This is a genomic window from Roseateles amylovorans, from assembly GCF_025398155.2.
Classification (GTDB): domain Bacteria; phylum Pseudomonadota; class Gammaproteobacteria; order Burkholderiales; family Burkholderiaceae_C; genus Roseateles; species Roseateles amylovorans.
The window spans coordinates 3,105,608-3,125,446 of the sequence record NZ_CP104562.2 but is presented as its reverse complement, the minus strand read 5'-3'; the positions used below and the strand labels follow the sequence as shown (position 1 = coordinate 3,125,446).

The window sequence follows — 19,839 nt, the reverse complement described above, 5'->3', positions numbered from 1 at the left end:
CCCATGACCGCCTCCTCACCGCACGGCAGTCCGTCCCCCTCCGAGATCGCGGCCCCGCGCAGCGATGCCCTCGTCTCGCCCCGTCGACCAGTACGCCGGGTGGTGATCGCCGGGGGCGGCACCGCCGGCTGGATGATGGCCGCCTGCATCGCCAAGATCCTGGGCCGGCTGCTGGACATCCGGCTGGTGGAGTCCGACGAGATCGGCACGGTGGGCGTGGGCGAAGCCACCATCCCCACCATGCTCACCTTCCATCGCTTGCTGGGCATCGACGAACGCGAGTTCATGGCCGCCACCCAGGCCACCTTCAAGCTGGGCATCCAGTTCGAAAGCTGGCGCGATCTCGGCCAGGACTACATCCATTCGTTCGGGGAGTCCGGACGCGACCACTGGACCGCCGGTTTCCAGCATTTCTGGCACAAGGGACGGGAGCGCGTCCTCGCGGGCGACTATGGCGACTACTGCCTGGAGCTGCGCGCCGCGCAGGAAGGCCGCTTCGCCCATCAGCCCGATCCGCGCGGGGATGAACTCAACTACGCCTTCCATCTCGACGCCACGCTCTACGGCGGGTATCTGCGCCGCTTCAGCGAAGGCTTCGGCGTACGACGCATCGAGGGCAAGATCGCCGAGGTGCTGCGCCATCCGGATGGCGACCTGCATGCGCTGCGGCTGCAGGACGGCGCGGTCATCGAGGGCGATCTCTTCATCGACTGCACCGGCATGCGCTCGCTGCTGCTGGGACAGACGCTGGGAGTGCCCTATGAAGACTGGTCGCACTGGCTGCCCTGCGACAGCGCGGTCGCGGTGCAGACCGCCTCGGTGCGCGAGCCGGTGCCCTACACCCGGTCGATCGCCCATCCCTGGGGCTGGCAGTGGCAGATCCCGCTGCAGCACCGTGTGGGCAACGGCGTGGTCTTCAGCAGCCGGTATGTCGACGAGGCGCAGGCGCGGGACACCCTGCTCCGCCACCTCGACGGCGAGCGCCTGACCGAGCCGCGCGTGATCCGGTTCCAGCCGGGCCAGCGGGAGGTGGTCTGGTCACGCAATTGCATCGGCGTGGGGCTGGCGAGCGGCTTCCTGGAGCCGTTGGAATCGACCAGCATCCACCTGATCCAGCGCAGCGCCATCCGGCTGATGCAGCTGTTCCCCAAGGACGGCATCCGGCAGTCCGATGTCGATGAATACAACCGGCAGATGAATGAGGAGATGGCGCACATCCGCGATTTCATCGTGCTGCACTACCACCTCACCCAGCGCGACGATGCGCCGCTGTGGCGGGACTGCCGCCGGATGGACATCCCCGACACCCTGCGCCACCGGCTGGCCTTGTTCCGCGAGAGCGGGCGGGTGGTCCGCATGCCGTTCGAGCTGTTTGCGGACAACTCCTGGGTGCAGGTCATGCTGGGCCAGGGCCTGATGCCGGAGCAGCACCATCCGTCCGCCGACCTGATGGGTGATGCGGAGCTGTCACAGTTCCTCGAAGACATCCGCCAGCGGATCGAACACACCGTGCGGCAGATGCCCACGCATGCGCAATACCTGGCACGGTATGGCGTCGCGTCCAGGCCCGGGGCTCCGGCGACGCCAGCGACGGTTTGAAGTCGTCCTCTCGCAGACATGACCCACAGCGACGGTCGACGCCTACGGCGCCAGCAGCGAGCCCTGCGATCCGGGCTCAGAACTCAGAACTGAGAACTGAGAACCAGAGCTTGGAACTCCGAGGTCTCTGATCGGTGATCCGAAAGCCGTGACCCAGGCGCGTGCATGGCGAACGGCCCCGCCGTCCGCCCCCGCCGATCAATTGCCGTTCACGAGCTTGATGGCCAGCTCCGGATCGAACACGCCGGCCGCCTGACCACTGGTGCCGCACTGACCGTCGGACTGGCCTGGGCTCTTGATCCACAGCGTCATTTCCGGACCGGCGCCAGCAGCGGACAGGGTCGAGGCCGTGCCGAGACGGCGTCCGGCCGGGTTGCACCAGATGCCGTCACCTGCCGGCCCGTTGCCGTTGCGACTGGTGTCGATCACGAAGGTCTTGCCGGCGAACCCGGCGCTGGCCAGCAGGTCCACAATGGCTTTGCCGTGGGCGCTCTCCTGCGCCGTGGTCTGGAAGTTCGACACATTGAGCGCGAACCCGCGCACGTTCTGGATGCCGCCGAGCTTGAGCCACTGCACCGAGGTCTCGGGCGTGAGCCAGCCGCCATGGCCGATGTCCAGGAACACCTTCGTCGTGGGCGACTTGTCCTTGAACTGCTGGGCCGCGTAGTTGAGCAGCTCCAGCCGCTCGGTGCGGAAGGCATCGCAGCGGCTGTCGGTGAGATGCGCCAGCGCATCGGGCTCCAGCACCACCACGGCGGGACGGGCGCCCACGCCGGCGGCGAAGGCGGAGATCCAGTTCCGATAAGCGGCTGCAGAGGCCGCCCCCCCGGCACTCTGGCCGGCTGCGCAATCCCGGTGCGGAATGTTGTAGGCCACCAGGATCGGCGTGCGCCCAGCGGCCGCTGCACTGGCGACATAGCTCGAGACATTGCCGCCGACGTCGCTGGTCCAATCCCCCACCCAGCGCGCGGCCGGCTGGTCGGCAATCTGCGTCCGCAGCGACGAGGCGCGGCTGTCAGAAGGATGGGCGTCGACCCACTTGCGAGCCTCGGACGTCGGGTCGGTGTAGAAGGTATCGGGATAGGTCACGCCCGGAGGATTCGGTGCCGGTGCCGGGGCCGGAGCCGGGGCCGGAGCCGGGGCCGGGGCCGGTGCCGGTGCTGGTGCTGGTGCCGGCGATGGTGCCGGTGCTGGTGCTGGTGCCGGCGATGGTGACGGCGATGGCGATGGAGCCGGGGCTGGCGACCCAACGCCGACCGAAGGATCCGGGCTCGTCAACACGGTGTCCCCACCGCCGCCGCAGGCAGTCAGCAAGGCGCCCATGGCACAGGCACCAAGGGTGGCGCGCAAGGCGGTCGGCAGTGGGCAACCGAGCCGGGCTCGGCGGTCAGAGTGTGAAGAGCGCGGCAATTCCATCCCTCAGGCTGTTCAAAGGCGCGCCAGTGTGCCGGACAGAGGGGACGTGCCCCCCTCACCGGATGGAAACAATGGTGACAAGAATCGTTGTGCCGATCCGCCGATCCGCCGATCCGCCAAACCGCTAAACCGCTAAACCGCTAAACCGCCAATCCGCCAATCCGCCAATCCGCAGTCCTGCCGTCCCGCACGCGCCGAGCAGACCTCCGATCGCCGCCACGCGCCCAAGCCCGCCCCCCTTCGCACGCGCCTTGCCCCAGGCGGGCGCCGCCGGACGTCCGCGCGCTTCCAAGTAGGATCCAGACGACCTGCAGGACGACGCGGCGGCCCGCCCTCCCGCCCGGGCCGGCGCCGACCTGCGGTCGCCGGCCTCCGGGCGGGTCGGCTGCGCGTCACACCCTCCAACCCAACGATTCCCGCTATGTCTGCTTCCCACACGGCCGATGCGCTTCCTCATCCGGCCGCCGCCGCGGACGACGCCCCTTGGCTGGCCGGTGGCGGCGACATGGGCGCGCGCATGCGCACCCTGGATTGGCGCCCCACGCCATTGGGTGCCGTGTCGCAATGGCCGCAGAGCCTGCGATCGGCGGTCAGCATCTGCCTGGGCTCCGGGTTTCCGATGGTGGTGCTGTGGGGACCTCGGCTCACCATGCTCTACAACGATGCCTACGCGCCGATGCTGGGAAACAAGCACCCGTGGGCGCTGGGTCGCGACATCCACGAGGTCTGGCATGAGGTCGCCGATGTCATCACCCCGATGATGGACAGCGTGATGCGCACTGGCGTGGCCACCTGGAGTCCGGACAGCGTCCTGACGCTGGAGCGGCACGGCGCACCGGAAGAGACCTATTTCTCCTATTCCTTCGGTCCGGTGCGGATCGAGGATGGCAGCGTCGGCGGCATTCTGGCGGTGACGGTGGAAATGACCGAGCGGGTGGTCAGCGAGCGGCGACTGGCCTTTCTCTCCGCCCTGTCCGACCGCACCGCAGGCGCGACCGATCCGCTCGATGTCTGCGTCCGCGCCATGCAGGAGGTCGGCGGTGGCACGCCGGACCTCCGGCAGGCCGCCATCTATCTGCGCGAGGACGGGCACGGCGACCGGCTGGTGGCCCAGTCCGACCCGCCCCACTCCGGCAGCGAAGCGCCGCAGGCATTGCCTGACCCCCGCTCACACCCGGCCCCCTGGGGTCCGCACGCGCTGGCCGTGCCCATCCGGAGCACCGACTTGGCCGACCCGCTGGGCACCCTGGTGGTCGCCCTCAATCCGCTGCGGCCGCTGGACGAGCGCTACCGGACCTTCGTCGCACTGGTCGCCCGCCAAGTGGCGCGGTCCATCAACGATGTCAAGACGCTCCAACAGGAACGGGCCCGTGTGCAGGCCGAGCAGGACCTGCGCCGCATGTTCGAACAGGCGCCCAGCTTCGTGTGCATCCTGAAGGGCCCGCAGCACGTCTTTGAATTCGTCAACCGGGCCCACCTGAAGCTGTTCAACAGCGCCGGCTGGGTCGGCCGACCCGTGCGGGAGGCCTTTCCGGATCTGGCCGATCAGGGCTATTACGAGCGGCTCGACGAGGTGTACCGCACCGGTGAGCGTTTCATTGCCGCGTCCGCCCCGGTGCGCTATCGGTTTTCGGCGGACCAGCAAGAGGAAGAACGCCTGCTGGACTTCATCTTCGAGCCGATTCGCGACGATGCGGGCCAGGTCACCGGCATCTTCTGCGAGGGCTTCGATGTCACCGCACAGCGGCGTGCCGAAGCCGGCTTGCGCCAGCAGGAGGAGCGGCTGCGGGCCTTCATCCACTCCGCCGCCAATGTCATCTACAGCATGAGCCCGGACTGGTCCGAGATGCACACCCTGGATGGCAGAGGCTTCGTCGCCGATGCCCAGGCCCATCAGCGCGACTGGATGGAGAAGTACGTCCACGCCGAAGACCACGACCGGGTGCGGGCCGCCATTCAGGACGCCGTGCAGCATCGTCGTCCCTTCGAGCTCGAACACCGGGTGCTGGCGCGGGATGGCTCGGTGGCCTGGACGGCCTCCCGCGCCGTGCCGATGCTGGACGCCCACGGCCGGATCTGCGAGTGGTTCGGCACCGCGAGCGACATCACCGCCCGCAAGCACATGGAGGAGGCGCTCGATGCGACCCGGCAACAGGCCGAGGCCCAGCGGCGGCTGTATGAGGCCATCCTGACCAACACGCCGGACCTGGCCTATGTCTTCGACCTGTCCCACCGCTTCATCTATGCCAACGACGTGTTGCTGCGGATGTGGGGCAAGACCTGGGACGAAGCGATCGGCAAGACCTGTCTCGAACTGGGCTACGAGCCCTGGCATGCGGCCATGCACGACCGCGAGATCGATCGCGTCGTGGCCACGGGTCAGCCGATCCGGGGGGAGGTGCCCTTCGCCGGCGCCTTTGGCCGGCGGATCTACGACTACATCTTCGTGCCGGTGCTGGGGCAACAGGGTGAGGTCATCGCGGTGGCGGGCACCACCCGCGACATCACCGAGATGAAGACCATGGAAGAGACGCTGCGCAGCCAGGCCGATCAGTTGCGCGAAGGCGATCAGCGCAAGGACGAGTTCCTCGGCATGCTGGCCCATGAGCTGCGCAATCCGCTGGCGCCGCTGAGGAACGGACTGGAGGTCATCCGCCGCGTGCCCCTGCCCGAGGGCACGCCCATCCCGCGGGTGCGCGCGATGATGGACCGTCAGGTCACGCAGATGGTGCGGCTGATCGACGATCTGCTGGACGTCACCCGCATCTCCAGCGGCAAGATCCGCATCAGCAAGGCGCGGGTCGCCTTGGGCGCGGTGTTGGAGGCAGCGGTGGAGACCAGTCAGCCGGCCATCGACCAGGCAGGCCACACCCTGACCATCACCTCGCCCAGCGTGCCGGTGTTCGTCGACGCCGATGCCACCCGCCTCGCCCAGGTGTTCGCCAACCTGCTGAACAATGCGGCCAAGTTCACCGCCAAGGGCGGCCACCTGCAGATCACCACCCTGCCCGGCCCGGACAGCGTGCAGATCCGCGTACGGGACGATGGGGAAGGCATTCCGCCGGAGATGCTGTCACGCATCTTCGAGATGTTCGTGCAGGTCGACCGCACGCTGGAACGCGACAAGAGCGGCCTGGGCATCGGGCTGAGTCTGGCGCGAGGGCTGGTGAGCTTGCACGGCGGTCGCATCGAGGCGCGCAGCGACGGTCCCGGGCAAGGCAGTGAGTTCATCGTCGAGCTGCCGCTGGCGGTGGACGTCGCACGACCGGCGCCTGGCGCAGAACTGCCGGGCGAGCTGGAGGAACTGGCGGCTCGCCGCGTGCTGATCGCCGACGACAACATCGATGCCGCCGACAGCCTGGCCATGCTGTTCGAGCTGATGGGCTCGGAGGCGAAGGTGGTGCACAACGGGATGGATGCGGTCCATCAGGCGGAGCAGTTCCAGCCGGACCTGGTGTTTCTCGACATCGGCATGCCGGGCCTGAACGGCTACGAAGCCTGCGCCAGGATCAAGGCCACGCCCTGGGGCCGCGACATGGTGTTGGTCGCGCTCACCGGCTGGGGTCAGGACAAGGACCGCCTGCGTGCCCGCGAAGCGGGTTTCGACGGTCACCTCGTCAAGCCGGTGAACCCTGAGGCGATCAAGGCCCTGATCAGCGGATTTGACCGGCGGCCCTGACCGGTGGGCACGATGGCCAGCGTGATCGGACTTCACGACTGGCGGCTGTCCACGCGGGGCACAGCCTCATCGACGGCCACCGGGCCCCTGCGCGAGGCGGCGGTCACCCGCCGCCTTTGGCCGTTCTGCGTGCCGTGATTACGCCGGGGTCAATCCGTGCCCGTGATGGGTGCGGTCGCCGGCCAGCTTGAACACCCGAACCACATCGGCCAGCGACGCGGCCTGATGCTTGAGGCTCTCGGCGGCGGCAGCGCTTTCCTCGACCAGCGCCGCGTTCTGCTGGGTCACCTGGTCAAGCTGCGACACCGCATCGCCCACCTGGTTGATGCCCTTGGACTGCTCGTGGGTCGCATTGGCGATCTCGGAAATCAGCTGGGTCACACGCTGGACCTGGGCCACGATCGCCTCCATCGACTGACCGGCCTCGCCGACCTGACGGGTGCCGGCATCCACGCGTTCGGCACTGGCGCCGATCAGCGACTTGATCTCCTTGGCCGCGTCGGCTGAACGACCGGCCAGAGTGCGCACCTCGCTGGCCACGACCGCGAAGCCGCGGCCCTGCTCGCCGGCCCGGGCCGCTTCGACCGCCGCATTCAGCGCCAGGATGTTGGTCTGGAAGGCAATGCTGTCGATGACCGAGATGATCTCCACGATCTTCTTCGACGCGTCGGAAATGTCCTGCATGGTGGCCACGACCGAACCCACCACCGCGCCGCCCTTGACCGCGGCCTCGGCCGCTTGCTGGGCCAGGCTGTTGGCCTGCTGGGTGGTGTCGGCGTTGTGACGGACGGTGCTGGCCATCTGCTCCATCGACGCGGCCGTCTGCTGCAGGTTGCTGGCCTGTTCCTCGGTGCGCTGGCTGAGGTCCTGATTGCCGGTGGCGATCTGGCTCGATCCCGTGGCGATGTTTTCGCTGCTGTTGCGCACCTGGCCGACCACCCGCGCCAGGCTGTCGTTCATGGTGCCGAGCGCGCGCAGCAGTTCAGCCGGTTCGTCATGGCCTTGAACCTGCGGCTTGGGGCTCAGGTCGCCGCCGGCGATTTCCTTGGCCACCTCCACCGCCTGTTGCAGCGGCCGGGTGATGCTGCGGGTGATCACCACGGCCAGCAAGGTGCCCACGATCAGTGCCACCGCGATCGCGGCGCCATTCATCAGCATCACGGTGCGGTAGGTCGCCTCGGCGTTCTTGCTGCTCTCGGCAGCGCCTTTCACATTGATGTCGATGGCTTGATCAAGCAGCTTTTGCAGCTCCGCAAACGCCTTGGCCGCCGGGCCGACGCTGACGCGGCGTGCCTGCTCGAAGCTGTCCGGTCCAGCGCTGGACAAGGTCACCATCTTTTGATCTTCCACGAGATAGGCGGCCCACTGGGTCTTGATCTGCTTGAGCAGTGCGGCCTCCTCCGGCGAAGACACCAATTTCTCGTAAGCGGCGAAGCTCTCGGGCATGGTCTTGTCCAGCAGGGCCTGCCGTCGGACTTGTTGGATGTCCTTTTCAGCCTGGCCGACCTCCAGGACATGGCGCATCGAGACGCGCCGCACGTTATTGGCCTGACCGCGCACGTCTCCCAACGCCTTGATGCTGGGCAGCCAGTTGTCCGCCAGATCCACCACGTTGTCGTTGACGCGGACGGTCTCGAAGCTCCCCAGCCCCGCCACGACACACAGCAACAGCATCAAGGCGCCGAATGCAAGCGCCAGACGGGATCCAATCTTCAGGTGAGCAAACACGACAATCTCCAAAAGGCTGCGAGTGAAAGGAAGGCGGTTCTGAAAAAACCGTTTCGCTGGATTCGATTTGGTCAATTCTGACGATCGAATAAATCAAATCAAGCATTTCCCCGTTCACTTTTGTGCGCTTGGCGGAATAGTTCACGTACGCCGCATGCTTGACATGGCTGCCGCGCGGTGCGGTCGACGCCTGACCTTCCCGACCGGTCGCATCCACGACCATTGCCGCGTGATCCCTCCTCGACCCCGCGCCCTGGATCTCGCTCACCCATGCACGCCTGCGCGGCCATCCTGGGTCCACATTGACCCAAAATCGAAAGTCAGTACTTTCGATATATTTCTATCGAAAGCACAAAACGACCGTGAAAACGCGATAGGAAAACAATCGCAACCATCCCTAGACTTTGCCCATCCGATGTCCGTCGGGTGGGCGCCTCGACTGTCAGGGACGCCGGCCCGATGGCTCAGGTCGGCACCGCCTTCGGTGCCCGGGTTGTCAGGGGCGCTGCTGGCAGCCTGTGTGAATCAGCGCGCACAGGGGAAGCGAATGACTCGATCGACATGGATCACGCTGGCGGCAGCCGCCGCCGGCTTCACGGCCTCGATGGCCCACGCGGCACCGACCAACTTTGCATTGGTGGCGTACTGGGGCGAAACCGCCAGCACCTACGGCGGGCAGGTACCGTCCGGCGCGTATGTGGTGATCAATCCGAACAGCGGCGCGCTCGGGCTGAGCGCCAGCCAGATCACCAACTGGAAGGCGGTGATCGCGAACATCCGCGCCCAGGGCGGCAAGGTGCTGGGCTATGTGGCCACCGGCTATGACGCCAACACTGCCGACGAACAGACCCGCTACAACGCCATCACCAGCGAGCTGGGCGCCTACAAGACCACGCTGGGCGGCGTGGACGGCTATTTCTTCGACGAGGCCGCCTTCGATGACGCCGCTCTCAACGACAGCCAGAAATGCGCCGGCACACCCGGTAAATGGGCGAACGTGCGGGCCAAGGTGGCTGCGGCGGGCACCGGTGGCACGCTGGTCTGGAATGCCGGCTGGCCCGGGGCCAGCGGCTGCTTCATCAGCTCGGCCCAGGCCAATGAGCATGTGGTGATGTATGAGGCGGCCTACAGCGACTATGTCAACGGCGCGAGCTGGCTGAACGGCGATGTGCAGAACCTGGCCAACTCGCTGAACGTCAAGACCTGGCTGCTGGTGCACTCGGCCACCCAGGCCCAGATGCAGGCCACGCTCAAGGGCACCACCGCCAACTATGTCTATGTGACCAGCATGACCTACAACCCCAGCCTGCCCTGGGGCGGACCGATCTGGAACTACACGCCGACCTATTGGGGCAACAACACGCTCTCCGGCTCGGAGCGCTGGTGCCTCAACAGCCTGAAGACCGGCGGAAGCTGCTGAGCCGGGGCCCGGGCGTCATCCGGTGACGGCCCGCATCCACGGGCCGTCCCGCGCCGGGTCCGGTCACCGGGCCTGGCGCTGGTAGACCCGGACGTAGTCCACCTCGTAGCGCAGGGGGAAGCTGGCATCGTCCACTTCCCCGCCCAGGTTGCCGCCGATGGCCAGGTTCAGGATCAGGAACTGCGGCGCATCGAACGGCCATTGCGCCGCGCCGGTGCCGGCGTTGCGATAGGTGGCATGCTGCCGACCGTCGATGCCGAACCGGACCTCGGACGGGGTCCAGAGCATCTGGTAGTTGTGGAAGGCGCTGCAGGCGGTGAGCAGCTCGCGGCCATCACCCACGCCGTTCGAACCATGGCCGGTGGTGGTGTGGACCGTGCTGAAGACACGCGTCGGGTCGCTGCCGATGTGCTCCATGATGTCCAGCTCGCCGGCGGCCGGCCACTCGCCATGGCCCAGGGTCCAGATCGCCGGCCAACTGCCCTTGCCGCAGGGCAGCTTGGCCCGGATCTCGAAGTAGCCGTAGGTCCATTCGGCACGTCCTTTGGTCAACAGCCGCGTGGAGCTGTAGGCCTGGCCGCCCCAGTCGGGCTGGGAGGAACGCGCTTCCTTGCGGGCGGTGATCACCAGCCGGCCCTCGCGCAGCGCTGCATTCTCCGCACGCGGTCCGCTGTAGTACTGCTGCTCCCGGTTGTGCCAGCCCTGCTTGTTCATGCCGGTGTCGTAGGCCCACTTGGATTCGTCGGGCAGCTCGCCGCGATCGAATTCGTCGGACCACACCAGTTGATAGCCCGCCGGCAGGCCCAAAGGCTCAGCCGATGCCGAGGCGGTCGCCGATGCGGACGCCGTCGTCGACGGCTGTGCGGTGACGGCCGGACCGGCGCTGCCGCATCCGGCCAATCCGCTGATCATCAACGTGGACGCCATCGAGACGGAGGTCCATCGACGCGTGAATGCCTGCTTCATTGCTGTTTGTCTCCTTCATGGGATTGGGGGCCGCGCGGTCGCGCGGGGCCCTGCTGAAACTGATCGTGCCAAGTCGGCCGGACAGGCCCGGCTGGCCGGGCTGACCCGGTCGGCCAGGGCGGTGGCTTCGGACGCCTTGGCGCCTGGCGTCTTTGCTTGTTGGCGCGGGCTGGGCCGTCAGCGCCTGGCGCGCCGCGCAAGCAACGCCTCGGCGTCGGCCAGCGCCTGCTTGATCGTCTTCTGATTGCGCAGCACCTTGTCCAGTTCGGTCTGCACCACCTCTTCGGCGAACTGGTTCTGCTTGTGCACCGGCATTGCGGTGATGCGCAGCGCCGCGTCACGCCAGAGCAATCGAGCGCGCTGCCCGCCCAGGAAGTCCACCGGCTCGCTGAAGAACGGATCCGCATGCACATCCCGCAGCGCCGGAAACGCGTCATGCGTCTTGAAGGCCTGCAACTGGCGCGCCGGATCCAGCGTCATCAGGCGAATGAAGTCCCAGGCCAGCGCCTTGCGCGAGGGCGCCGACTTGCGGGCAATCGCATAGAAGGCGCCGCCATAGGCGGCTTGCGCCCCGCCCGGCAATGGCGCCGCACGCCAAAGGCCGCGGGTCGAGGGCGCCACGAAGCTGCTGAGCTGGCCCACCAACCAGGCGGCCGACAGCTCGGTGGCCAGGCGGCCTTGTTTCAGGCCGGCGCCCCAGTCGTTGGACCAGTTGCTCACCTTGGCATCCAGTCCCAGCTGCCGGGCACGCAGCGCCAGTTCAAAGGCCCGCTCGAATCGCGGCGAGTTCACCAGCACCCGGGAGTCGGTGTCGAAGTAGAGGCCTTCTCCGGTGTTCAGGCCGTCTCGGATCATGATGTCCTTGATGGTCTGAACGCTGGAGATGAGGTAAGCGCCGGTGCGGGCCTTGAGGCGTTGGCCGGCGGCGATGTAGGCGTCCCAGCTGCGGGTGAGGTCGTCCTCGACCACCTCGGCGCGGGCGAGGATGTCGTGCCGATAGAGCATGGTGCCCGGGCCGATGTCGGTGGGCATGGCCACCACCGAACCGTCGCGCGCCACCGCCTGGTCGTAGGCAAACGGGACCAACTGCTGGCGATAGGCTTCGATGCCGTAGGGCGGGCGGCGCAGGTCGTCCAGACCGCCGCCCTGGGCGAAGCGGCCGACCACGCTGGACTCCAGGGCCATCACATCCGGCAGGCCGACTGCCGTCGACAGCGCCGTCGTCATCGCGGTGTGGTGGTCCGAATACTGCCGCGTCAGCACCCGCAGCTCGACCTGCGGATGCAGCCGTCGCCAGTCCGCCATCGCCGCGCGGGCGATGTCGTCCACCAGCGGAAAGGCGGCCACGGTGAGGACATCCGTGGGCTCGGCCGGTGCCGCCACGGCCGGTGTGGCGGCCTGTGTGGCGGCCTGTGCGGTGAATCCGCTCAGTGCCGGCAGCGCCATGCCTGCCATCCAGGTGCGACGCCGCAGCGATCCTGGGCGAGTCCACGCGTCAGCGCCGGCGCCGGCGCGGTCACCGCCATGGCCGTCGCCATCGCGGCCGCCAGCTTCAGCTCCACGGTCACTGGTGCCGTCACTGGTGCCGTCACGGTGGCCGCTGCATGGTCCCTGCCCTGGCCTTTGTCGGGGAGATCCGCGATCCATCGCGTCAACGGGACAGCAGGTAGCTGGCGATCGCGCGCGCTGGCAAGGTCGCGACCGTGGCCTGCCCGTCGATCTTCAGCACGAAGCGGTGGGCCTCCTCGCTGCGGTTCAACACCACCAGCGCGACGCTGCCGTCTTCATTCACGGCGGCGGTGCATTCCAGCGCTTCGCGGCTGGCCGAGCACAGGACGCGTCGGGCGCCGGGGCGGATGAAGCGGGCGAAATGGCCCAGGTAGTCGTAGGAGTTCTGCGGCATCAACCGGCCGGTTGCGCGGTCCGCCAGCATCGGTGCGCTGCAAAGATTGCCCACATGATTGGGGCCGCCGGTCTCATCGAGCAGCAGGTTCCAGTCAATCCAGCCCACCGTCCAGCGGTTCAGGTCGTTGATGATGCTGCGCGCATAGCGCTCGCCCAAGGCCCAGGAGCCGAGGTGCGGCCCGCCTTCCTGACAGCCTTCGGTGAACAGCAGTTGCTTGTCCGGGAAGGCGTCATGCACCAGCCGGACATGGTCGAAGTGATCCTCGACATACCAGTGGAAGCCGCAGCCCCACACATACTTGGCGGCCTCCGGATCGGAATACACCACATCAGCGCGCTGCACCATCTGATCGCGGTTGTGGTCCCAGATCACGATCCGGATGCGCGACAGCCCGGCCGCATGCAGTGCGGGCCCGAGATGGTCGCGGACGAAGTCGCGTTCCTCCTCGGCGCTGTAGACGCAGGAGTCCCAGCGCTGGGTGGCGTCGGGTTCGTTCTGGACCGACACGCCCCACACCGGCACGCCCTCGGCCTCGTACGCCTGGATGAAGCGCACATAGCACTGGGCCCACACGGCGGCGTATTCCGGCCGCAGCTTGCCGCCGTTGTTCATCTGGCCATTGGTCTTCATCCAGGCCGGCGGACTCCAGGGCGACACCAGCAACTGCATCGGGCGCGCCGCCAGTTTTTGCGCGGCCAGGATCATCGGCAGCAAGGCCTGGCGGTCGCGGTCGATGTTGAAGTGCGCCAGGGCGGTATCGCCCTCCACCGCCGCATGCGCATAGTTGCCCAGCGAGAAGTCGCAGCTGTTCATGTGCACACGGCAGAAGTTGTAGCCGTGACCCGCATCCGCGTCGAAATACGCCCGCAGCAGCGCATCGGCCTCCTCGGGCGGCAGTTGCTGCCAGGTGGTGGCCGCCGCTTCGGTGAACGCGCCGCCGAAGCCTTCAATCCGCTGGAAGGCGCGCTGACTGTTCACCGCCAACTGCGGCAATCCCTGGAGCGACGGCTGCGCCGCGACGCCGGCGGCATCGGTCAGCGTCAAGGGTGGCTGCTCGGCGAAACGGGTGGAGGTGGCCAGATCGGCGCCCTTGGCGGAGAGGGTCCAGCGCAAGGGCGACGCCGGCTGAGAGGTCGGCAAGGAAGCCGGCGAGGGAGTCATCGAAGGCATGTCGGGGTCTGTCGCTTGTCTCGTTGATGTGTCGATGCGCGTCCCGCAGAGCGAGGCGGTTCATCGATTGGCGCATTCTGAAAGCGCTTTCAAGAGCCAGCATAAGGGTTCGGATTTGGATGGTCAACGGGCAAAACGCCAGGGCGGGCGTGGACGTCGCTGGACAGCCGACCGTGGGGGGTGCGCAGGGAGCCGGCCCCGGCGAGGCCGGGTGAAAAGGCCGGGTGAAAAGGCCGGATGAAGAGGCCGGTGAGCCGCAATTTTCAGAATTCGGCTCATGTTTTGAGCCGTATTTCTGCATTTGCGGCTCACGCCATGAGCCGTATTGGCCACGCGAAGGCGGCTGGGGCAATGACTGGTGCTCGGCCGAACACACAGCCCACCCGAACCCACGTCCTCCACATGACGAAAGGCCTGCGCCGCGCGCGTCCGCTTCAAGTAGAGTGCCGCCTGCTTTTGAATCCCAGGATTCAATGACCTACCTGACGATCGACCGCCCATGACACGACTGCAATCCCAGTTGCGCCGCCTCTTCGTCCTGCCTGCCGCCGAGGGGGATGCGGGGGTCTCCGACGGCACCGCCGCTGCCGCGTCCCTGCCCTTCATTGCACCGACCAGCCCGGTGCGCGCGCTGATGCTGGAGGTGGCCCGTCCTGCCGACTGGACCGCGCTGAGCGCCGTCTGGCGCGCGGTGCAGGCCGACCTGTCCTGGCCTGCGCCCGCCATCGCCGTGTCCGGTGCCGACGGCATGCAACTGTGGTTCTCCTTGCAGTCGCCGGTCCCGGCGGCGCAAGCCCACGCGGTCCTGGACGCGCTGACGCAACGCCATCTCGCAGCCATTCCACGGTCACGGGTGGCGCTGCTGCCGCGGCCGGACACTTCCCCTGGCGGCGCCTATCTGCAGGCCAGCCCTGCAGTGGCCGAGGTGCGGTCTGATCAATGGTCGGCCTTCATCGCCCCCGACCTGGCTCCGATCTTTTCAGACACGCCCTGGCTGGACGTGCCGCCTGGCGCCGAGGGTCAGGCCGACCTGCTGCAGCCCCTTCGCAGCATCAAGCCGGCGGAATGGGACGAAGCGATGAAGCAGTTGAACGTCAGCGCGTCAGCAAAGACATCGGCGCGAGCTACCGAAGCCGCGCCGGAGCACCTGGCGACCGACGCGTTGCCCGCCCTCGGCGCCGCCGCGCCCACTGTCTCGCGGGCGCACACCGACGATCCCCGCGCCTTCCTCTTGCGCGTGATGAATGACGACAGCGTGCCGATGGCCCTGCGCATCGAGGCGGCGAAGGCCTTGCTGCACACCACCACTTCTTAAACACGTCCGGGGAGGACTTCTTGAAAGCGATTGTTCTGGCCATCTTGCTGGCCATTGGCGGCTGGTGGTATTTCATCGGCGGGCGCACCCTCACACCCGAACAGGTCACCGCGTTCTACCGTGACTACGAAGCCGCCACCCTGAACCGCGAGCCCGACAAGCTCTGCGCCATGCTGGCGGACGACTTCAGCTCCGAAGCCGCGGTGCGCGTCGCCGGCCAGCCGCGCCCGCGCGTGGACATCCTGAACAAGGAAGAGACCTGCGAATCCCTGCGCCACACCTATGCGGCATGGGAAGAAATCGGTCAGAAGATGGGCGGCATGCTGCAGCTGGATTCCAACTACACGCTGCGCAACATCCAGATTGCGAAGAACCGCAAGCAGGCCACGGTCGAGGTGCAGAGCTCGCTGGACATCGGCGGATCGATCATGTCCATGCGTTCGCGCACCCAGGACACGCTGGTCCGCCGCAACGGCAAGGTGCTGCTGCTGCGCAGCGAGGGCACCGGTCAGGTCAACATGGGCGGGGCCTGATCAACGGGCGCGCGCATCCCTGAGCGTGCGGAAGGTCACCGACCACCGCAGCCGCTCCACCGGCGCCACGCTGTGCTGCCACGCCCAGCGGGACGGCCCCTTGATCCGATAGATCGACCGTGGCGCCACGGCCAGCTTCAGCACATCCGCCCGCTGCGGCATGTCGGGCGGATAGGATCGAAAGCGCAGCGTCGCGGTCGCGCCGAGGGAGACGCCGAAGATCTCCTCGAAGTCGGGCACGTCCCGGTGCCAGCCCAGCGGCGTGCCGGGGGCATATTCAGCCACCAGCGTATGCACCAGCGCACTCGGCGCCAGCCCAGCCCAGTCGGCGATGCGGCGCCGCAGCGGCTGCAGCTCGTCGATCAACGCGGACGACGGCAGCAGCCGGTTGGTGTCGTAGTCGAAGCTGCCGCCATAGCTCACCACGCGACGTCGCGCGGTGTAGCCCTTGTACTGCGCCGCCTCCAGCGGCAGCGCGCGAATCACCGCGATGAGCGCGGCTTCCTCATCAGCCGACAGGAAGCCGGTCTCGTAGACCATGCCTGCGGGCAGGCCGTCGGCGGGCACTTGCAGATCATCGAACAGCGGCGCTTGGTCGGGCGAAGACATGCCGCCAGTATTGCAGGCCGTTGAAATCAGACCCGGAACACTTCCACCGTCTGCAGCAGCGTACGGGCCTGGTCATTCAGGCTTTGTGCGGCGGCTGCGCCCTCTTCCACCAGCGCGGCGTTCTGCTGCGTGGCCTGGTCCATGTGGGAGACCGCCGAGCTCATCTGGCCGATGCCGGCGCTCTGCTCGGTGGCGGCGGACGAGATCTCGTTGATCAGCTGGGTCACCCGCGCGACCTGGCTGACGATGTCGCGCATGGTCGTCCCGGCGGCACCGACCCGTTCGGAGCCTGCCTCCACCTTCTCGACCGAGGTGCCGATCAATTGCTTGATCTCCTTCGCTGCGGCGGCCGAGCGCTGCGCCAAGGCGCGCACCTCCGTGGCCACCACCGCGAAGCCACGGCCGTGTTCACCGGCGCGTGCCGCCTCCACCGCGGCATTCAGCGCCAGGATGTTGGTCTGGAAGGCGATGCCGTCAATCACCCCGGTGATGTCGCTGATGCGCTTGCTGGAGTCGGAGATCTCGCTCATGGTCCCGACCACGTCGGACACCACCTGCGCGCCCTTGCCGGCTGCGTCGCTGGCGGTCTGGGCCAGTTCGGCGGCCTGACGCGCCGCGTTGGCGCTTTCGGCCACCGTGCTGGTCATCTGCTCCATGGAGGAAGCGGTCTGCTGCAGGGCGCCCGCCTGCTGCTCGGTGCGGCTGGACAGATCCAGGTTGCCTGCAGCGATCTGGCCGGCCGCCGTCGACACCGAATCCACGCCCTGGCGCACGCCCACCACCACCGTGCGAAGCGAGCGGGTGGATTGGTCCACTGCACGCAGCAGATCGCCCATCTCGTCCCGGCGGGTCACCACCAGATCGTGGGTCAGATCGCCCTGAGCCACGCGGTCGAGCACCGTCACGGCCTCCGCCACTGGCCGAGTGATGGACCGACCGAGCAGCACGCCGGCAGCCACCGCGAACAGCACCGCCGCAATGCCAGCCACGGTGATCGTGCGCAATGCTTGCTCGGTGATCACGTCCGCCTCTATGGCGGCCTCATCCATCTGCTTCTCCTGAAAGTCACTGAAGGCTTCCAGCTGCTTCATGTATTCGAGCTGAGGCACGCGAACCGCACCCAGAAGCAGCGTGCGCGCTGCTTCCACGTCATCGGACTTCGACGCCTCCAGGAAGGCTTTCAGTTGCACCAGGTAGGCCTGCCGCTTTTCAATGGCCACGGCGAGCAGTTGCTTGCCCTCTTCCCGGTTCACCATCGGTACCAGCTTGTCGAATGCCGCTCCGATCACGGGCAGTTGAGCCTCGATCTTCTGACGTTCACCATCACGCTGAGCACGGTCGTTCACGATGATCAGGTTGCGGGCGGAGCGGGCTTGCTGATTCACCGCCTTGGTGATGACGGCGGTGAGCTTGAGCTGGGGATAGTCTTCGTCAGTGATCAAGTTCACTTGATCGCCCAAGCGAACGATGCCGAAGTAAGCCACGAGTGCGATGCCGACCAACAGCGTACAGACGCCGCCGAAAGCCATAAACAGGCGTTTGCCAATCTTGATGTTGTCGAGGAAGGTCATGGGTGGTCCAGGTAGGCAGAAGAGGAAGAGCACAGGCCCGATCGAGGGATGCCGCACTCTAGCGACGCGGCTGGGAAAACCCTGCACGAGGAACGCACTGCCTCAGGTCAGCCAGATGCACCAACACCTGTCGGGCGATCGCCTACAACTGCTTCGCCTCGGTGCGCGGGCATGGCGACGGCTCCCGCATACGGCCCCTGTCCCGACGCCACTGGCTGACCCAAACGGCCGCCGCCTCGGTCGCGATGTCGACCGGGCTGGGCCTGTCGATTGCCGACGCGGCCGACACCGTCACCCCGCTGCGGATCGGCAATCCCGCCCACAGTCGTGCCGCGTCCTTCACCGGCGCGCAGATCCTGCCGCGCAAGGTGGCGATTCAGGAGTCGCCGGTGTGGCGACCGGTGTGATGCCGAGTCGGTGGAGCCGCTGGCTTCACGGCTTCCTGGCGAATCGCGCCGCCTGTTGGGCTCCGGGGCACATCACAACGTTGGCCTGAGCGGCGGGACCCAGCGCCGCCGGACGTCAGAAGCTCTGCACATCCCTGTGCGAAGCACCAGCCACGCCGCGCCGCGCCTGCGCATCGACCAGCTTGGCCCGGGCGGCATGCGCCTCCAGCGCCTGCCGCAAGCGGTGGGGGTGGTAGGCCAGCCGACCCAGCGGGATGCTCACGTCGCCGCCGTTGAACAATCGCTTGGCACTCCGCCACATCGACGGTCGGACTTCGCCGCCGCCAGGCAACGAGACACCAGGACGAAGGACCAGCACCAGGCTGTCGCCGTCGCCCACATCGAGTGACGCACTTTCGATGTCCGACCACGGCAGGTGCGCATGCAGATGGAAATGGTCGGTGATGCCCTGTGCATCCACCACCAGCGCCGGGCCGTGGAGTCGCAGCGACTGCAAGGCACCGCCACCGATGGAGGCCGCCAAGGCCAGCATCACCAGAGCCCCCAGCAGACTCATGGCCAGACCCAACCGCGGCCCCAGCAGATGCGGCAGCCACAGCAGCCCCGCCAGTCCGCTCAGCGCAATGACGGCCGCGAACGGCAGCGTGAACAGCGCCGTCCAGCGGCGGAGCTCCATCGCCAGGCTCGGGGGTGTCTTGGTGGATTCCGGGTTCACGGCTCAACCTCGTTCAGGGTCGCTCATGGCCATCCACGGCCGTTCAAGCCTGTTCGGGCATGAAGGTGCCGATCAGAGCCATCACCAGCAGCAAGCTGCCCAGCACGATGGCCACCCAGTTCCATGCACTGAAACGACGGTTGGGGTCATGCCCCGGCGCAGCGATCTCGTTGACCGCATTCATCGCGGCCTGCACCGGCATCATGAACAGCGGTGCGGCCATCGCCACCCACCAGTAGGGATCCGGCAGTTTCCACAACACCGTCGTGACGATCCATCCGCCCGCCAAGGCCGGGACGTTGAGCTTGGCACCGGCGCTGCCTTCGGAGGCATGCACGCGGGTGCAGAGCGCGTAGACGAAGAAGATCCCGAACAGCGCACGCAAGGCCGGAATGATGGACGACTGCTCCCGTTCCCGCACCAGTTTCCACTGCTTGTAGAACCAGTACACGCTGTAGAACTGCATCGTGACCATGCACATCACGACCATCTTGAGCGGCCCCACCGAGAACCACATCGGCCGGCCCTGGGCCTGCTCGGGAACCACGATGGCCACCTCGGCCTGAGGCGGCGCAAAGCGCGACGCATAGTCGGACACCGGATCCGGCGGCGCGGTCGATGTCCATGGGGCTTGCGGCTGAGACACGGAAAATCCTCCCTCGATGCAACACACGGTCGTTGACCTGAGTCGATCGAGTCATCCGCCCGCAGCGCCCAGGTTCATGCTGCGCGGGATCATGCCAGCCCGGGTTTGAGCCGATGCTTTGCGCTTACCCTGACACGATGGGCCGGTCGTGACGGATTG

The 19,839-nt window shown here is 67.1% G+C and carries 16 protein-coding genes; 6 read left to right on the top strand and 10 right to left on the bottom strand.

All coding sequences use genetic code 11. The features are described from left to right. Positions 1-3 precede the first annotated feature (3 nt). The gene (locus N4261_RS13100; protein ID WP_261760571.1) at positions 4-1,599 is read left to right on the top strand and encodes a tryptophan halogenase family protein; all 1,596 of its coding nucleotides are present in this window, start codon (positions 4-6) and stop codon (positions 1,597-1,599) included. Positions 1,600-1,797: 198 nt separating this feature from the next. Here the strand turns inward: N4261_RS13100 and N4261_RS13095 are convergent, their stop codons facing one another. Continuing rightward, entirely contained in the window at positions 1,798-2,688 is an 891-nt protein-coding gene (locus tag N4261_RS13095) for a glycoside hydrolase family 6 protein (protein ID WP_261760570.1), read from the bottom strand. A gap of 748 nt (positions 2,689-3,436) precedes the next feature. Between N4261_RS13095 and N4261_RS13090 the strand changes: the two genes are divergently transcribed. Further along, complete coding sequence (locus N4261_RS13090; RefSeq protein ID WP_261760569.1) at positions 3,437-6,694, top strand: PAS domain-containing protein; 3,258 nt, start codon at positions 3,437-3,439, stop codon at positions 6,692-6,694. 138 nt (positions 6,695-6,832) lie between these two features. Here N4261_RS13090 and N4261_RS13085 read toward each other — a convergent pair whose 3' ends face one another. Further along, the gene (locus tag N4261_RS13085) at positions 6,833-8,422 is read right to left on the bottom strand and encodes a methyl-accepting chemotaxis protein (RefSeq protein WP_290428862.1); all 1,590 of its coding nucleotides are present in this window, start codon (positions 8,420-8,422) and stop codon (positions 6,833-6,835) included. A gap of 547 nt (positions 8,423-8,969) precedes the next feature. Between N4261_RS13085 and N4261_RS13080 the strand changes: the two genes are divergently transcribed. Next, positions 8,970-9,842, top strand: coding sequence for a spherulation-specific family 4 protein (locus N4261_RS13080; RefSeq protein ID WP_261760568.1), 873 nt, complete (start codon positions 8,970-8,972; stop codon positions 9,840-9,842). A gap of 63 nt (positions 9,843-9,905) precedes the next feature. Here the strand turns inward: N4261_RS13080 and N4261_RS13075 are convergent, their stop codons facing one another. The 4 genes from N4261_RS13075 to N4261_RS13060 form a co-directional block, all read right to left on the bottom strand. After that, positions 9,906-10,808 (bottom strand): glycoside hydrolase family 16 protein, encoded by a 903-nt coding sequence (locus N4261_RS13075; protein WP_261760567.1) that lies wholly within the window; start codon positions 10,806-10,808, stop codon positions 9,906-9,908. 177 nt (positions 10,809-10,985) lie between these two features. Continuing rightward, a complete protein-coding gene (locus N4261_RS13070; protein ID WP_261760566.1) occupies positions 10,986-12,254 on the bottom strand; it encodes an ABC transporter substrate-binding protein in 1,269 nt (422 codons plus the stop codon). Continuing rightward, entirely contained in the window at positions 12,236-12,463 is a 228-nt protein-coding gene (locus tag N4261_RS13065; RefSeq protein WP_261760565.1) for a hypothetical protein, read from the bottom strand. The genes N4261_RS13070 and N4261_RS13065 overlap by 19 nt, the downstream gene beginning before the upstream one ends. Next, positions 12,460-13,884, bottom strand: a complete 1,425-nt coding sequence (locus tag N4261_RS13060; RefSeq protein ID WP_261760564.1) for a glycoside hydrolase family 30 protein — start codon at positions 13,882-13,884, stop codon at positions 12,460-12,462. The genes N4261_RS13065 and N4261_RS13060 overlap by 4 nt, the downstream gene beginning before the upstream one ends. Positions 13,885-14,383: 499 nt before the next feature. On the opposite strand from N4261_RS13060, the gene N4261_RS13055 reads away from it, so the two are divergent. Further along, positions 14,384-15,199, top strand: coding sequence for a hypothetical protein (locus tag N4261_RS13055; protein ID WP_261760563.1), 816 nt, complete (start codon positions 14,384-14,386; stop codon positions 15,197-15,199). 20 nt (positions 15,200-15,219) lie between these two features. Continuing rightward, the gene (locus N4261_RS13050; RefSeq protein ID WP_261760562.1) at positions 15,220-15,732 is read left to right on the top strand and encodes a nuclear transport factor 2 family protein; all 513 of its coding nucleotides are present in this window, start codon (positions 15,220-15,222) and stop codon (positions 15,730-15,732) included. On the opposite strand, the gene N4261_RS13045 is transcribed toward N4261_RS13050, so the two are convergent. Further along, positions 15,733-16,341, bottom strand: coding sequence for an alpha-ketoglutarate-dependent dioxygenase AlkB (locus tag N4261_RS13045; RefSeq protein ID WP_261760561.1), 609 nt, complete (start codon positions 16,339-16,341; stop codon positions 15,733-15,735). Positions 16,342-16,367: 26 nt separating this feature from the next. Then, positions 16,368-17,999 (bottom strand): methyl-accepting chemotaxis protein, encoded by a 1,632-nt coding sequence (locus N4261_RS26070; RefSeq protein WP_290428861.1) that lies wholly within the window; start codon positions 17,997-17,999, stop codon positions 16,368-16,370. A 158-nt stretch (positions 18,000-18,157) separates the two neighbouring features. Between N4261_RS26070 and N4261_RS13030 the strand changes: the two genes are divergently transcribed. Further along, positions 18,158-18,319 (top strand): hypothetical protein, encoded by a 162-nt coding sequence (locus N4261_RS13030; protein WP_261760560.1) that lies wholly within the window; start codon positions 18,158-18,160, stop codon positions 18,317-18,319. Positions 18,320-18,434: 115 nt separating this feature from the next. Here N4261_RS13030 and N4261_RS13025 read toward each other — a convergent pair whose 3' ends face one another. Both N4261_RS13025 and N4261_RS13020 read right to left on the bottom strand, forming a co-directional pair. Beyond that, complete coding sequence (locus tag N4261_RS13025) at positions 18,435-19,034, bottom strand: hypothetical protein (protein WP_261760559.1); 600 nt, start codon at positions 19,032-19,034, stop codon at positions 18,435-18,437. 43 nt (positions 19,035-19,077) lie between these two features. Further along, on the bottom strand, positions 19,078-19,680 hold the full coding sequence (locus N4261_RS13020) for a hypothetical protein (protein WP_261760558.1): 603 nt from the start codon (positions 19,678-19,680) through the stop codon (positions 19,078-19,080). Positions 19,681-19,839 lie beyond the last annotated feature (159 nt).

Coding starts and splice junctions, on each gene's coding strand:
- N4261_RS13075 (WP_261760567.1), bottom strand. CDS start 10,808: ATGAAGCAGGCATTCACGCGTCGATGGACCTCCGTCTCGATGGCGTCC.
- N4261_RS13080 (WP_261760568.1), top strand. CDS start 8,970: ATGACTCGATCGACATGGATCACGCTGGCGGCAGCCGCCGCCGGCTTC.
- N4261_RS13045 (WP_261760561.1), bottom strand. CDS start 16,341: ATGTCTTCGCCCGACCAAGCGCCGCTGTTCGATGATCTGCAAGTGCCC.
- N4261_RS13090 (WP_261760569.1), top strand. CDS start 3,437: ATGTCTGCTTCCCACACGGCCGATGCGCTTCCTCATCCGGCCGCCGCC.
- N4261_RS13070 (WP_261760566.1), bottom strand. CDS start 12,254: ATGGCGCTGCCGGCACTGAGCGGATTCACCGCACAGGCCGCCACACAG.
- N4261_RS13060 (WP_261760564.1), bottom strand. CDS start 13,884: ATGCCTTCGATGACTCCCTCGCCGGCTTCCTTGCCGACCTCTCAGCCG.
- N4261_RS13100 (WP_261760571.1), top strand. CDS start 4: ATGACCGCCTCCTCACCGCACGGCAGTCCGTCCCCCTCCGAGATCGCG.
- N4261_RS13030 (WP_261760560.1), top strand. CDS start 18,158: ATGTCGACCGGGCTGGGCCTGTCGATTGCCGACGCGGCCGACACCGTC.
- N4261_RS13055 (WP_261760563.1), top strand. CDS start 14,384: ATGACACGACTGCAATCCCAGTTGCGCCGCCTCTTCGTCCTGCCTGCC.